The 16,024-nt window shown below is 34.7% G+C and carries 11 protein-coding genes; all 11 read left to right on the top strand.

Going from position 1 to position 16,024, the window contains the following annotated elements; all coding sequences use genetic code 11:
- Positions 1–29 precede the first annotated feature (29 nt).
- The 11 genes from BM121_RS06775 to BM121_RS06725 all read left to right on the top strand — a co-directional run bounded on the left by BM121_RS06775 (position 30) and on the right by BM121_RS06725 (position 15,999).
- Positions 30–1,412 carry an extracellular solute-binding protein gene (locus tag BM121_RS06775; RefSeq protein WP_091482657.1) on the top strand — a complete coding sequence of 461 codons (1,383 nt, stop codon included), beginning with the start codon at positions 30–32 and terminating at the stop codon, positions 1,410–1,412.
- A 101-nt stretch (positions 1,413–1,513) separates the two neighbouring features.
- A complete protein-coding gene (locus BM121_RS06770) occupies positions 1,514–2,143 on the top strand; it encodes a YesL family protein (RefSeq protein WP_091482656.1) in 630 nt (209 codons plus the stop codon).
- 19 nt (positions 2,144–2,162) lie between these two features.
- Positions 2,163–3,305, top strand: coding sequence for a DUF2264 domain-containing protein (locus BM121_RS06765; protein ID WP_091482654.1), 1,143 nt, complete (start codon positions 2,163–2,165; stop codon positions 3,303–3,305).
- Positions 3,306–3,503: 198 nt separating this feature from the next.
- Positions 3,504–4,151, top strand: a complete 648-nt coding sequence (locus BM121_RS06760) for a YesL family protein (protein WP_091482653.1) — start codon at positions 3,504–3,506, stop codon at positions 4,149–4,151.
- Between the two features lie 42 nt (positions 4,152–4,193).
- Positions 4,194–6,443, top strand: coding sequence for a helix-turn-helix domain-containing protein (locus BM121_RS06755; RefSeq protein WP_091482651.1), 2,250 nt, complete (start codon positions 4,194–4,196; stop codon positions 6,441–6,443).
- A gap of 246 nt (positions 6,444–6,689) precedes the next feature.
- The gene (locus BM121_RS06750; RefSeq protein ID WP_091482650.1) at positions 6,690–7,697 is read left to right on the top strand and encodes a Gfo/Idh/MocA family protein; all 1,008 of its coding nucleotides are present in this window, start codon (positions 6,690–6,692) and stop codon (positions 7,695–7,697) included.
- A gap of 306 nt (positions 7,698–8,003) precedes the next feature.
- Positions 8,004–8,969 carry an ABC transporter permease gene (locus BM121_RS06745; protein WP_091482648.1) on the top strand — a complete coding sequence of 322 codons (966 nt, stop codon included), beginning with the start codon at positions 8,004–8,006 and terminating at the stop codon, positions 8,967–8,969.
- Positions 8,970–8,986: 17 nt separating this feature from the next.
- Positions 8,987–9,892: a carbohydrate ABC transporter permease gene (locus tag BM121_RS06740; RefSeq protein ID WP_091482646.1), complete on the top strand. Its 906-nt coding sequence runs from the start codon at positions 8,987–8,989 to the stop codon at positions 9,890–9,892.
- Between the two features lie 248 nt (positions 9,893–10,140).
- Complete coding sequence (locus tag BM121_RS06735; RefSeq protein WP_091482645.1) at positions 10,141–11,757, top strand: extracellular solute-binding protein; 1,617 nt, start codon at positions 10,141–10,143, stop codon at positions 11,755–11,757.
- A gap of 168 nt (positions 11,758–11,925) precedes the next feature.
- Entirely contained in the window at positions 11,926–14,670 is a 2,745-nt protein-coding gene (locus BM121_RS06730) for an alpha-mannosidase (RefSeq protein WP_091482644.1), read from the top strand.
- Between the two features lie 6 nt (positions 14,671–14,676).
- Positions 14,677–15,999: a glycoside hydrolase family 125 protein gene (locus BM121_RS06725; RefSeq protein WP_091482642.1), complete on the top strand. Its 1,323-nt coding sequence runs from the start codon at positions 14,677–14,679 to the stop codon at positions 15,997–15,999.
- The last annotated feature ends 25 nt before the right edge of the window (positions 16,000–16,024 follow it).

Below are 16,024 nucleotides of genomic sequence, written 5' to 3'. Positions count from 1 at the left end.
GAACTTCAAATTTATAAGGGGGTAAAAACATGAAGCAAGGTAAAAGTTTTTGGTTAATGTTGTTATTTATGTTTGTAGTAGCTGTTTTAGCAGTAGGTTGCAGTTCAGATGATACTGCAGGTGATAATGGTTCTGGAAATGACGAAGGTGCTGTAGATGGTGAATGGGAAGGCCAAACCATAAAAGTTCAGCTAATTGGTGATTTTGATTTGGAGGATTCCACGGACCCGATTACAGGAGAAACTACTAAAGGTCTTCAGGTTATTAAAGATGAGTTTGAAAGTCAGCATCCAGGTGCGACGGTTGAATTTATCATCATGCCTTGGGAAGGGTATACAGAAAAGACACAGGCAATGATTACTTCTGGTGAAGCGGATGTTTATCAAATGCCAGGTATTGCGGACTTTGCGGCTCAAGATGTACTAGAACCACTAGAGCCATATATTGAAAATGATTCAGAGTTCGATTTGGATATCTTTATTGATAATCAAGTGAATGGATGGAAAGCATTAGGTTCTGATAGTGATGAGTTAGGGATTTATGGTTTGCCTTTCTTAGGTGATGCACGTTTCATTGCTTATGATAAGCAATTATTTGATGAGTGGGGTGTTGAATATCTTTCTGAACATCCTACTATGGAAGAAATAGAAGAAAAGGCAAAACAGATGACAGGAGAAAATCCGGTTTCTGGTGAAGAAAACTATGGTATTTGGTTCCGTGGTGATTGGTCTTCTGCCTTTACATTAATTAATATTGCTGAGGGTCAAAATGGCAGTTGGGGAAATGGATTTGCCTGGGATGAAATTGAATTTAATTTTGACAGTCCCGAGATGGAATCCGGATTAGAATGGTTATTAGACATGAAAGAATATGCTCCTGATGGATTAGTAAGTGACCAAGGTAGTGAAAAATGGCTGACACCAGATAACGATATTGCTATCATGCTTAATCAAGGACCTGGTGATACAATTATGCCAGCATATGCTCAAGGTCTAGGCGATCGGATTGCTATTGCCCAAGAGTTTAAGAATGATGAAGGTGTAGGCGGTATGTTTGCAGGAAGTCCCATTACCATGGCCAAGGATAGTGAAAATAAAGACTTAGCTTGGGAATGGATGAAGTTTGCAACAAGCGAGACTGTACAACAATATATATTCGAAGAAGCAAATGGAATGCCAGCTATTAAAGCGGCAGAAACTTGGGACAGTTACGCAGAGGTGAAAAATTTAATGGATCCGACTATGGAAGCCATGAGTACACCTTGGACACCTAGATACCCTTGGGCTTCGTCACAGCCACGGTTTATATTAACTTCTGAAGTGGAAGCTGCTTTGACAGGTGAAAGGTCAGCAACAGAAGCGGTGGAGAAAGCACAAAAAGAGAGTCAAGAATGGTTGAAAAATAGAAATTAAAAAGTGTATTGATGAAAAAAGGGGGGAATATCCTCCTTTTTTCATCGTTTCTATACTTCGATAAGCACTCGCCAAAAAAGTAGAAAAGGGATGAGCGAAATATGTATAATGAAGGTATTTTATATAAGACAACAGTATGGATTTCGCGACTTGCCTATCTGAATATACTATGGCTAATATTTAGCGTGATGGGTTTACTATTCCTCGGTTTTTTTCCGTCTGTAGTTGCTGCACTGGCTATCGAGAGGAAATGGATTCGCGGTAACCAGGACTTCTCTTTATTCAGACAATTTTGGTTAGAGTTCAAGAATAACTTCAAACAAGCAAATATGATAGGCTATTTTTTGATCTTAGTAGGTGGTTTAATATATGTGAATATTATGCTGGTTAACACGTTAGATCACTGGGTCCGATGGTTACTCTTGTTCTTGCTATTTGGTTTGGCGTTCTTAGTAAGTATCATTTCCGCCTATATTTTTCCGACATTTGTCCATTACAATGCTAAATTCATTGATTATATAACCTTTGCATTTGTTGTTGCACTTGTATCCCCATTACATACCATTTTGATTCTAATTAATATTTGTGCCTTTTTCTTTATTGGCTATCATTTTCCTGGTATCATATTTATATTTACAGGAAGTGGAATAACATTTATAACGATGTGGTTTTCATATCAATCATTGAAAAAAGTAGAAAATAAAATGAAGTTTTATAGTAAAAGAGAATAACAGGAAGGGAGTTGCCTGCATGACTTTGGATCGATCCTATTGGTTAAGGAGTATGCTGGATATTGCGGACCCTCTGCTTTCAGCATTAGAAAAAGAACAACTAGTTGTACAAATGCCAATCGAACAAAAAGTGGATAGCAATCGGGAATCTTATTCTTATTTAGAAGCTTTTGCCCGATTAATAAATGGAATGGCTCCATGGTTAGAGTCGCATGCTGAAAATGAAGCAGAGGAAAAGCTCCGAAAAGAATATGTTCAACGGGTAAGAATATGTATTGATCATGCAACAAATCCTAATTCAAAGGATTACATGAATTTTTCAGTAGGTGATCAACCTATTGTGGATACAGCATTTTTTGCACAAGCAATTTTACGTGCTCCTCAAGCGTTATGGTATCAGTTGGAACCTATAACCAAAAGAAATGTAATAAAGGCATTAAAAGCGACAAGAAGTCGTAAACCTCACTTTTCAAACTGGTTGTTATTTTCGGCTATCATAGAGACGGCCCTGTATAAAATGGGAGAAGATGACTGGGATCCCATGCGTATTGATTATGCGCTTAATCAATTTGAACAGTGGTATGTTGGCGATGGTTTGTATAGTGATGGTAACTCATTTCATGCAGATTATTATAATAGTTATGTGATTCATCCTATGTTGTTGGATATTTCAGAAACGGTGGGACCTAAATATAGTAGTTGGTCGGATAAATATCAAAAATTCCGTGAAAGAGCTGTTCAATATGCAGTAATTCAAGAGCGGATGATCTCTCCTGAAGGTACATATCCACCCATTGGTCGATCTTTGGCATATCGTTTTGGTGCTTTCCATCATTTAGCCAATCAAGTACTGAGATATGAACTGCCCTCAGAGTTAACTGCAGGTCAAGTTAGAGCAGCATTAACATCTGTTATAAAGAGAACATTTTCATCCGATGCAGTTTTTAATGAAAATGGCTGGTTGAAAATTGGATTTACAGGTCATCAGCCAGAAATAGGAGAAGCATATGTATCGACAGGAAGTCTATACTTATCCGCTTTTATATTCCTACCTCTGGGATTAAAAGAAAGTGATCCCTTTTGGCAAGAAGACGCTAAAGATTGGACTAGTAAAAAAGCATGGGCATCACAAGATTTTCCTGTTTATCAGTCACTAGATTAATTGTTACATACGTTAAAAATAAGCATGGAGGTTTAGCTTCCATGCTTATTTTTGAATAGGATCTATTAAGAAGAAATGTAAAATAGTAAATGCTCCAGGGGATTTAATAACAGAAATACAAACAAATGTAAGGGCTTTCCTTTTTGGGGTTTTTTCTGTATCATTAATTTATAGAATCAAATAGATGGGGGGATTAGTGTGTCTTATTTAAATGGATTTCTCGAATATCTATATAGCTTTGGTAATTGGTTAGGTAAAATTATGTTACTGCATTTGCTTTGGCTTGTTTTTAGTCTTCTGGGTTTAGGCATTTTCGGAGTAGTACCGGCAACGTTGGCAACGGTTTATATCATTCATAAATGGTTTGTACAAGGTTTTGACATACCAATCATAAGACAATTCTGGCATTTTTACAGAACAAATTTTTTGAAAGCGAATGGTTTTGGTCTGATCTGGGGATCTATAGGGTTATTTCTTTATGCAGATTACTACATATCTAAACAATTTATTCAGTCCTTTTATTTCCATAGTTTTCTTATCATATTAATTGTGCTGTTTATTGTTAGTTTAATTCATTTCCAAACGGTGTATATTCGATATGACCTGAAGTTCTTTCAATACTTTAAACAAGCATTATTCATAGGTTTAGCTCGACCAGTTGAGTCAATAGCAATGATAATAACTTTATTACCATTATATTATTTATATAATATACTGCCAATTTTCACAGTGTTTATGGGAGCATCTTTGACATTATACCCAATTGTATGGTTTTCCTATCGTGCCTGTATTTTGATAGAAGATAAAAGAAAGCGGATACAAAACGAAAGTGTAAGTGCATTATAATAAGACTTTTGCTGGTTTAGTACTTCATGGAGGGGCTATGCTATGATCAAATCTAAATTGTTAATAAAATATATTGTTTCTTATTTAGTTGTATTTTTGGTCCCTTTTATTGTAATGAGTTCCATTATTTATTTGAGCTCTGTTTCTAATCTAAAGGAAGAAATAGAACAGTCAAATTTAAGTAAATTAGAGCAAGTTGCAACACTTACAAACGAAAGGGTAAGTGAATTAGAAACAATTGCCAATCGAATAGCGTATGACCCGAGGTTAACACCATATATGCTTAACCATGAATATTATGGTTTAGAAGCTATTGATGAATTGAAGAAATATAAGGCAAACAGTTCAATCATTGAAGAAATTTTAATATATTACCATGGTAATGATCTTATTTATTCTTCGGAAGGTTCCTATACAGTTCCTTCCTTAATCAGAAAATACCAATTTTATAATTGGGATAATAACCATTTATTAGATAGCTTGCAAACAAATATACCAATTAATACTGTTGTTGATCAATTATCGAATCGAGACAAAAACAACCATTATATTACATACTTTTTTCCTTTAACTTTAGACAATAACAATAGCTATGGAACGGTTGTTTATCTTATTAAAGATCGTACAATCAATGAATTAATAGCAAATACGATGAGCGATTTTAAGGGCAATGCTTATATAATATCTGAACAAAATCAAATTATTGCCTCGACGATAAAAGATGAAAATATAGACAGCAACTCAATAAATATTGAAAATAACAGTTATGGAGAGGTAAATACTGTTGAGTTAAATGGAAATAAGTATTCACTTGCTACTGTAGAGTCCGATATAACAGGATGGAAATTTATTATTATGATGGAAACCGATCAGTTCTTTGAACGGTTATCTAATACAATAACGATAATGATCGTATTGTGCCTTAGTTTGTTTATTGTTGGTAGTATTTTAGCCATTGTACTTGCCAAAAAGCAGTATCAACCAATCAGATCTTTATTCGATTCTGTAAGCAATAACAGGAAATTGGAGTTAAAAGGAATTAATGAACTAGATACTATAAAGAGGACCGTTACCTCTGTTTTTGAAGACCATGAAATGCTTAGTGAAACAATATTTAAACACCAAACTTTTGCAAAGGATCAATTTTTAACTAAGATTATTAAAGGTGATTTTAATAGTGAAGAGGAAATTAATAGATATAATGAAACATTATATCTTGATATTCATGGTGATTATTATTGTTCCATGATTATTTCTTTGGAGAAGCAACAATTATCTAAGGAAAAAATAACAGAGCGAGAAACTATTTATGAATTATTTACTAATATTATACTAGCAGATGTTACAGCATATGGTATCGATTTATTATATATGGATGCAATTGCTCTAGTTGTGAAAATTAATGGCGATCAATCAATGGCTCAAGCAAAGCGTAATGAGTTTGTAAAGCAATTAAAACAAGATATAAAAGAAATAACGGGAATTAAACCGATGATAGGCATAGGAACAATTTGTGAAAAAACTACTATGATTAACAGGTCCTATATTGAAGCATTAGTAGCATTAGAGCATAAATATTTTTATAGTCAGGGAAGTTGCATTTATTTTGAAAATATTAAAGAAGAAAAGGAATGTGATGTAGGGTATCCTAAAGAGGATTTGTTGAAAATTGTTCAAAGTATTAAGCAGGGAGATAGTCAAGTTGCTAAAGAAGCATTGTTTTCGGTTTTTGATAATTTACAACAAAATGAATTATCTTTGTCCTTTTTAAAAGCAATATGCTTCGATATTATCAATACAGTTATTAAAACTATCACAGATATAGGTGTTAACCCATCAAAAAAAACATGTGAACAAATTTTTGACTTCCAGACTATAGAGCAATTATTTGAGCGACTGAATGACTTAGTCTTTCATGCATGCAAGGAAGTGAATGAGAATAAGAAGAGTCATAATGAACAACTTAAATATGATATTATTGAGTATTTGCATAACCATTATGGTCTTTATGATCTATCGCTAGAAAAAATAGCAATTGAATTTCGATTGTCAGCTTCGTATGTCAGTCGATTTATTAAAGAACAAACCGGCTATACCTTTAAACAATATGTGCAGTATTTACGCATGGAAGAAGTAAAGACTCAGTTAGTCGAAACGGATAAACCCATCAAGGCAATTGTGCTAGATGTAGGTTATAAAGATGTGGCAAATTTTACTCGTAAATTTAAGAACGAGATTGGAATCACGCCAGGGAAATATCGGCAGGTTTACACGGAACCTGCTAATAATTGAACCTCTTGTTTCTAAATTGAAGGAGTTGACCTATAAGTTGGATTTTTTTCAACCAACTAAAATAAATTTGTTTCCCAATAAAAGTTTGGCATATTCCTGTTGTGATAGTCTAACTAGTCTGTTCATTAGCGAAATTAGTATTATCAAGGATCACATATAAATTAGAGTTTTAACATATTGTGATTATTATTTCAGTCCTCAATAATAGAGCAATTAAGATCTATCATTTAAAAGGAGGAATATAAATTGTTAAATGTAGCTTTGTTGAGTAGATGGCATGTGCATGCTGATGATTACGCAAATCAAGTTAGAGGAAATGATGACATAACCATTACTATGGTATGGGATGAAGATTTAGAGCGTGGGAAACAATGGGCTAAAGAACTTGGGGTTCCTTTTGAGGCAGAATTAGATAAAGTATTATCAAATGATAGGGTAGATGGAGTAATAGTTAATACACCGACTAATCTACATAAAAAAGTCATCATTAAAGCAGCACAATATAAAAAGCATATTTTCACAGAAAAGGTTTTAGCTTTTACTAAACAAGATTGTCATGAAATAATGAATGTAGTGGAGAATAATGGTATACGGTTAATGGTTTCCTTACCACGTTTAACGAATAGTTATTATTTATATGCTCAAGATGTGTTAGATAGAGGATTACTTGGCAGGTTAACATTTATTCGTTGCCGATTTGCGCATAATGGGGCGGTTCCTTCAGCCAACAGCTCCTTAGGCTGGTTACCAGATTATTTCTTTAATAAAGAGCAAAGTGGCGGCGGTGCATTAATTGATTTAGGTGCACATCCAATTTATTTAACAAATCGCTTGGCAGGGGGAGCAATAAAAGAAGTATCAGCTATTCTCCAATCTATTGGAGATGCATATGATGTAGATGATAATGCAGTGGTAACAATCGCATATGAGTCCGGTGTGTTAGGTGTCGCAGAAACTAGTTTTCTTTCGAGTGGGAGTCCATTTCAACTCGAACTATATGGAACAGAAGGAACATTATTGATCGAAGATGAAAAAGTCAAACTCAGAGCTAATAATACAGACAATATATGGATGCCAGTTGATGAACTACCAAGTCCTTTATTAATGCCCATGGAACAATGGATTCAGTCGATAAAACATCGTATAGAGTCAACAATCACAAAAGAGGATATTCTTAATTTAACTACTGTTAATCAAGCTGCCGCTCTTTCCAATGCTATGGGACAAAAAGTTAAGTGGAGTGATATTAAATAAAAGTCCAATAGTTATAAAAGGGATTTTGAATAATAAGTCTTAAAGTATTTCAAAGTTTAACTTTTTATTAGGCTTATCAAAGCTTATGTGCTAAAGTATTAGACCGATTGTCAAGTTCTACATATCAAATGAATTTCACATATTAATTAAAAAGAAAACCCTTGATTAGCAAGGGTTTTCTTTTTGTATAGTGCGAATAATGACAATAGAAAATTAAAACTACATATTGATAGCGCTTTCTTAAGTTGTTTATGATGAAAACAGTTATACAAACAAAAACACAACAAAAAAGGAGGAAAGTGCTACATGAGTTTAGGAACAACAATCACCAACAAATCAAAAGATGAAATAAATCTCACGAAAGTGAAAAAGTCTAGACTAAAAAAAATTCTACAAAATTGGCAATTGTATATTTTTATATTACCAGCATTGTTGTATTTTATTATCTTTCATTATGTACCGATGTATGGAATCCAAATTGCTTTTAAAGATTATGTTCCATCATTAGGATTTTTAGGAAGTGAATGGGTAGGACTAAAACACTTTGAAAGATTCTTTAATTCCTATTACTTTTGGGATCTTTTGAAAAATACTTTAGGAATTAGTATTTATGAATTAGTTGTTGGTTTTCCTCTACCTATTATTTTGGCGTTATTATTAAATGAAGTAAAAGATGGGTTATATAAAAGGACCGTTCAAACCGTTACATATGCACCTCATTTTATTTCAGTAGTGGTTATTTCAGGTATGATTATTGCCTTCTTATCACCAACAACAGGTATTATTAACCACATCATACAATTCTTTGGTTTCGAACCTATTAGTTTTATGACTGATCCGAAATGGTTTAAAACCGTATATGTCCTTTCAGGTGTATGGCAAAGCACTGGTTGGGGGACGATTATTTATCTTGCTGCATTATCTGGAGTAGATCCTCAACAACATGAAGCAGCCATAGTGGACGGGGCATCAAGATTTCAGAGAATTATGTACATTAATATTCCAACTCTAGTGCCGACCATGGTTATTCTTTTAATTATGAATTTAGGTAATATTATGGCATTAGGTTTTGAAAAAATATTACTATTACAAAACCCTTTAAATCTAGAAGCATCGGATGTAATAGCAACTTTTGTTTATCAAGCTGGTTTATTAGATGCGCAATATAGTTTTGCAGCCGCGGTTGGTTTGTTTAATGCAATCATCAATGCAATCTTACTAATTGCTGTTAACCAGATTGCCCGAAAAACAAGTGAAACAAGCTTATGGTAAGGGAGGTTCTATAGAAAATGGATTCAAATTTGTATGAAGCGAAAGCCGATAAGGTGTTTAAATTCTTTGTCTATCTTTGTTTAACTATTGCGTTGATAGTCGTACTTTACCCACTAATTTATATCATTAGTGCTTCTATAAGCAATCCTACATATGTGAATTCGGGGAAAATGTGGTTGCTTCCGAAAGATATTACCTTTGAGGGTTATCGATTAATTTTTGGAAATGATTCGATTTGGCGAGGATACTTAATGACTGTTGTGTATACAGGCTTAGGTACACTAATTAACCTCTTGGTTACAATTCCTGCTGCTTATGCTTTATCAAGAAAGGATTTCTATGGGAGAGGATTGTTTACTGCTTTGTTTGTATTAACTATGTTTTTTACCGGTGGGTTAATTCCAACTTATTTAGTAGTAAGAGATCTAGGGTTAATTGATACGATCTGGGCAATGGTGTTACCTAATGCCGCGGCTGTGTGGAATATCGTAATTGCTAGGGTGTTTTTCCAATCTACGATACCAAAAGGATTGGAAGAAGCTGCAACGATTGATGGAGCATCCAATTTTAAATTGTTTTTTAAAATTATTCTACCTTTATCAGCCCCAATTATTGCTGTAATGGCACTTTTCTATGGAGTTGGTCATTGGAATGGTTACTTTAATGCCTTGATTTATATTTCAGATCGTGATTTATTTCCACTGCAGTTGGTACTAAGGGAAATATTAGTTTTACAAGATATGTCTTCTAATAACACCACAATGACAGGAGAAGCAGCACAATTGATTCATAGTAATCAACAATTAGCAGCCATCATTAAATATGGGGTAATGATTGTTTCATCACTACCAGTTATTATTGTGTATCCATTCTTACAAAAGTATTTCGTCAAAGGCGTTATGATTGGATCACTTAAAGGATAAAAAGAAGTCTTACTTTATCACGGTGCTAATCGTCCGTAAAACCCCCTTCAAGGTTCGAGTAAATCAAAAAAGCTAAGTGGGGGATAACGGACGCTAACACCCTGATAAATTTAACTAATCACCAGTGAGGGGACAAAACCCCCCACTGATGAAAGTCTCACTTTATATTAAGGGGGTGGTTCATATTATATAATTTGACCAATGTTCACTGGAATCACTTTATTTAACAAAAAGAGAGGGGTTAAGTAATGAGGAAAAAACTATGGTATTTATTAATAAGTTTTATATGTTGTGCATTTATTGTTGGATGTAGTGATGATGAGACTACAGGGGATGACGATAATAAAGAAAACGATGAATCATCGTCATCAGACGTTAATGTAAATAAAGAAGATTATCCGATAGTAGACGAAGAAATTACATTGTCACTAATGGCACCAGGTACAGGGTTAGCTGAATGGGAGGATATGCCAACATTACAGCAATACTCAGAAAAAACAAATATTTATTTTGAGTATGATACACCACCATTAAGTGATTTTCAAACAAAATTGAACTTAGCATTTGCAAGTGGTGATATCGCTGATATTATTTTCGGAGCTGGAACAGGAGATCTAACACCAGGTATGGAAGTAGATTATGGACAACAAGGTATTTTACAACCTTTAGAAGATTTAATTGATGAATATGCACCTAATTTTAAAGCATTAATGGAAGAAAATCCTGAAATCAAAAGATCTATTACAACAACAGATGGACATATATACGCTCTACCTGCTATTAACCAGCATCCTACCGCTGCTTGGCCTGCGGGACCAATGTGGTATAACGGAACATGGTTGGATGCATTAGGTGTGGAGGAATTACCAAAAACTACGGAAGAATTATATGAATTATTAGTTCGCTTTAAAACGGAGGATCCTAACGGAAATGGTGAAGCAGACGAAATTCCATTAACAGATGTTCAAATGAATAGTACAAGAAGGTGGTTTTTGGCTGCATTTGGAATGAAAGAATGGGGAATGGAAGAAGTGAATGGCGAAGCGCGTTATGCACCTATGACAGAAAACTACAAAGAATACTTAACCTATATGAATAAATTATACGAAGAAGAGTTACTAGATCCTGAGACTTTCTCACAGGCAGATGAACAAAAGAAAGCAAAAGGTCAAGAAGATCGATTAGGATTATTCCCAGATTGGTTCTCTTTCTTTACAACAGGTGAGACGGAGGGAGAGGCAATCAATAATCCAATGTACCATCCATTAACAAGTGATGTTTCTCCTGAAATTGTTTTACCAGGTAACCCCGGCATTAGTAGAGGTGCCTTTGCTATTACGAATAATAATCAGCATCCTGAAGCTTCTATGAGATGGATTGATTATTTATACTCGCAAGAGGGTAGAGATTATTTTGATCAAGGCCCAGAAGGTTACTTATGGGAAGAAGGAGAAGATGGGCAAAGGGAATTTTTAGAAGTTCCGGAAGAGTATGAAAGTAGTGAGGACTACCGTGGATCCCTTACACCAGCATACGGCATTACAACGCCTATGTTAGTTGATGTAGTTGAAAATGCACCAAGGTCAGATTTTGATTTGTTTATCGAAAAGGAAACACAAGAAAAAGTTGATCCATATGCAGAAACGGCATTTCCTTTAGTATATTTATCAGATGAAGAACAAGATACGATAAATACAATTGAAGTAGATTTGGAATCATATGTAGAACAAATGGAAGCAAAATTCATTACTGGTGTAGAACCTCTTTCTAAATGGGATGAATATATTCAAACAATCGAAAATATGAATATTGAACAGTATATTCAAATCCATCAAGACGCTTATGATCGTTGGGAAGATAGTTAGTTTTAATTTATAACATATGTGGCTCGTTTTTTTCCAATAATAACGAGCCATTCTTACATATTAAATGCAAGAATAAATGAATTAGAAACAACAAAGTGAAGTTTATGTTCAATCGTATGAAATTAAAACATTTAACCGAATTTGATCGTTAATTTGGAGGGTATTGTTGTGAGTAAATCGGAGGAAAAGAAAATCGTTCATATTATTTCTCATACACATTGGGATCGAGAATGGTATTTACCATACGAGAAACATCATTTCTTATTAGTAGAATTTATGGATCAATTAATATATACACTCGATAATGATCCAAATTTCAAAAGTTTCCACTTGGATGGTCAGACGATCATATTAGATGATTATTTGGAAGTACGTCCAGAACGAAGAGAGAAAGTAAAACAATTAATAGAGCAAAAACGCCTTTTTGTCGGCCCATGGTATATATTGCAGGATGAATTTCTAACAAGTAGTGAAGCTAATATACGCAATTTACAATATGGTATCAAAGATGCTAAGAAGTGGGGAAATGTATCTAAGATTGGATATTTTCCTGATTCATTCGGAAATATCGGTCAGGCGCCACAATTATTGGCTCAGGCTGGGATTAAGCACGCCACATTTGGTCGAGGGGTAAAACCTACAGGCTTTAATAATTTAGTAAGTGAAGCAGATATGTATGAGTCTCCTTATTCAGAAATGAAATGGAAGTCCCCTGATGGAACAGAAGTAATCGGAATTCTTTTTGCTAATTGGTATTGTAATGGAAATGAAATACCTTCAGAAAGAAAAGCAGCAAGAAAATATTGGGATGGACATTTGGAGGCGGTGAAGAAATTTGCATCTTCTAACCACTTACTAATGTTAAATGGATGTGATCATCAGCCAGTACAAAAGGATTTGTCTAAGGCTATTGAAATAGCAAAGGAACTATATCCTGATGTTGAATTTATTCATTCTAATTTTAATGATTATGTAGAACAACTTGATCATAAACGAATTGGAAATCATTTAAAAACTGTTGAAGGAGAATTGCGAAGTCAACATACGGATGGGTGGGGAACATTAGTAAATACAGCTTCATCTAGGGTTTATTTAAAACAAATGAATCAAGAAGTGCAAACTTTGTTAGAAAGTGAAGTAGAACCATTAGCTACGTTCGCTTATTTAATGGGCGATAAGTATGACCATGATGTAATCGAATATGCTTGGAAAATGCTTATGAAGAACCACCCTCATGATAGTATTTGTGGTTGTAGTGTGGATGAAGTACACAGAGAAATGGTAACAAGATTTGAAAAGAGCAAACATATGGCAGAAAGCATGAAAAAAGATGTATTAGAAAAACTCTCGAAGCAAATAGATACCACGTTATTTAAGAAGTATGGTGAAGACCCGATTCCATTTGCAATTTTTAATACAACAGGACAAAGACGCACTGGCGTGGTAACAGTAGAGCTGGAAATGAAACGGGAATATTTTGCAGAGGGAGTTAACCGAAAACAACTAGAAGAATATCCAATTGATAAGAGAATTTTAATAGATGAGAAAGGTACTATATTGGATTATGAGATAGAAGATTTAGGGGTGATATTTGATTATGATTTGCCCAAAAATCAATTCCGACAACCTTATTTAGCAAAAAGAATAAAAGTGTCACTAGAAGCACAAGATGTAGCAGCTTTAAGTCACCAGACATTTGCTTTAGTGATCGGGGAGAAGGAAAGCAATAGGAAAAATCAAATTGCTTCAGCAAAAAATGTACTCGAAAATGATTATATGTATATTAAAATTAATGCAAATGGTTCACTCCATATTCGAAATAAAGTGACCAATCAAGTTTTTGAAAATCTATTATTCTATGAGGATTCAGGGGATATTGGAAATGAGTACATGTTTAAACAAGCATATAAAGATCTTCCTATTACAACAGAAGAATTACAAGCATCTATCAAGCTAGTAGAGGATACACCTATTCGAGCTACCTATGAAATCATTCATGAATTAGAAGTTCCGGAAAGTGCTGAGGCTAGGTTACAAACGGAGCAACAAGAACTTGTGTGGTTTACCGGTCGTAAAGCAAGTCGAAGCAAAAAAACAATATCGTTTACAATCAAAACTCACGTTAGTTTAGAGCGAAATGGTAAGGGTATCGATATACAAATCTTTTACTGTAATGTAGCGAAGGACCACCGTCTGCGTGCTCTGTTCCCTACAGACATTGAATGCAAAGTGCATTATGCGGATTCCATATTTGAAGTAGCTAAAAGAAATAACCAACCATCAGATCAGTGGGCGAATCCGGATCATTCACAACATCAGCAGGCATTTGTTAGTATGCATGACGGAGAAAAAGGCGTAACAATTGCTAATAAGGGATTAAATGAATACGAAGTGCTGAGAGATGACAGGAATACCATTGCCATTACATTAGTTCGATCGGTAGGAGAATTAGGAGACTGGGGGTATTTCCCGACTCCTGAAGCACAATGTTTAGGTGATCAATCTGCTGCTCTTAAAATTTTCCCTCATGGAAATCAGGAGAATTCTGTTGCTGAAATGTATCAGCAAGCTTATCAATACCAGATTCCATGGTCTAAGATTCAGTTACCAATGCAAGGTGGTTCCATTTCTGCTAGTCATCAATATATATCGGTAGATACTTCAAAGGAGACTGTTTTAACGTCTGTTAAAGTCTCGGCCCTAACTGACGATCTGCATATGCGATTTTTTAATATGATGAGTCATGATGGAGCAGTCAATATTAGTAATAACAATAAGGTGAAGCAATATTATCTTAGTAACATATTAGAAGAACAGGCTAAAACATTAGCTGTATCCAATGATTCTATTAAATTACCAGTAGCCCCCTTTGAAATTGTAACCATGGGTTTAAATGTAAAGCGAAAGAAGTGAATAGAAATGACACAACAGCTAACACCTTCTATCCAAGGTTTAATTAAACAAGTGCAAGACTATTATCAAATAGATCAAAAACTGCAAGCTTTGTTTCAGGAATGTTTCGTTAATACGTATCAAACAACAATACGCCCCCAATCAGATGGAACTACTTTTGTGATAACAGGTGATATACCGGCAATGTGGTTGCGAGACTCAGCAGCCCAGATTAGACCTTATTTATTATTAGCAGATCAAGATCCAAAGATAGATAAAATGATCCAAGGTGTGATTAAGAAGCAGATATTCTTTATCAACCATGATCCTTATGCCAATGCCTTTAATGAGCACCCTAATGGTAATCGTTATCATGAGGATCAAACGAAAATGACTGATTGGATATGGGAAAGAAAATATGAAATTGACTCACTTTGCTATCCTATCCAGCTTGCTTATTTGTATTGGAAGGCAACGGGTATCACAACTCATTTTAATCAGCAGTTTACAGAAGCGATGGAGAAAATAGTAGATGTTTGGACGATAGAACAGCATCATCCAGATCAGTCAGATTATCATTTCATACGTGATAATTGTCCGCCACAAGATACACTTTCTCATAATGGTTATGGGGCACCGGTAAACTACACGGGAATGACATGGAGCGGGTTTCGTCCAAGTGATGATGCTTGTAAATATGGTTATTTAATTCCTTCTAATATGTTTGCGGTTGTATCTTTACAACAATTAGCTGAGATAGCTCTTTCTATATTAGGAAATGAGTCATTAGCCGATATAGCGAACAACTTAGCACTAGAAATCGAGCAAGGTATTCAGCGATATGGCATTGTTGAACACCCTACATTTGGTCCTATCTATGCATATGAAACAGATGGTTTAGGTAATTATGTGTTGATGGATGATGCAAATGTTCCGAGCTTGTTGTCTATTCCCTATATTGGATACCGACCGTTTGAAGATGAAATTTACCAAAATACAAGAAAGTTTATCTTGAGTGAAGAAAATCCATATTATTTTACAGGTAAAGTGGCAAGCGGTATCGGTAGTCCGCATACACCAGATCAATATATTTGGCATATTGCATTAGCGGTTCAAGGGTTAACCTCAATAGAAAAAGAAGAAAGGGATGATTTGGCTCAAATATTTAAAGCAACAGATGCTGGTGAAAATCTAATGCATGAGGGCTTTCATGTGGATAATCCAGAGCGATATACACGACCTTGGTTTTCTTGGGCTAATTCTATGTTTAGTGAATTTCTATTAAGTGAAATGGGACTCGTAGTCAATGGGAGTCCGTTGCATGTTTATAAGTCTAAAAGGGACAAATAAACGTTATCAAGTAAAAGGAGGTTGA

Origin of the sequence: Gracilibacillus orientalis (assembly GCF_900114645.1) — a bacterium.
GTDB lineage: Bacteria > Bacillota > Bacilli > Bacillales > Amphibacillaceae > Gracilibacillus > Gracilibacillus orientalis.
Note: the sequence above shows the minus strand (reverse complement) of the source record. Positions and strands in the feature narration are given on the sequence as shown.

Coding starts and splice junctions, on each gene's coding strand:
- BM121_RS06775 (WP_091482657.1), top strand. CDS start 30: ATGAAGCAAGGTAAAAGTTTTTGGTTAATGTTGTTATTTATGTTTGTA.
- BM121_RS06770 (WP_091482656.1), top strand. CDS start 1,514: ATGTATAATGAAGGTATTTTATATAAGACAACAGTATGGATTTCGCGA.
- BM121_RS06765 (WP_091482654.1), top strand. CDS start 2,163: ATGACTTTGGATCGATCCTATTGGTTAAGGAGTATGCTGGATATTGCG.
- BM121_RS06755 (WP_091482651.1), top strand. CDS start 4,194: ATGATCAAATCTAAATTGTTAATAAAATATATTGTTTCTTATTTAGTT.
- BM121_RS06745 (WP_091482648.1), top strand. CDS start 8,004: ATGAGTTTAGGAACAACAATCACCAACAAATCAAAAGATGAAATAAAT.
- BM121_RS06740 (WP_091482646.1), top strand. CDS start 8,987: ATGGATTCAAATTTGTATGAAGCGAAAGCCGATAAGGTGTTTAAATTC.
- BM121_RS06735 (WP_091482645.1), top strand. CDS start 10,141: ATGAGGAAAAAACTATGGTATTTATTAATAAGTTTTATATGTTGTGCA.
- BM121_RS06725 (WP_091482642.1), top strand. CDS start 14,677: ATGACACAACAGCTAACACCTTCTATCCAAGGTTTAATTAAACAAGTG.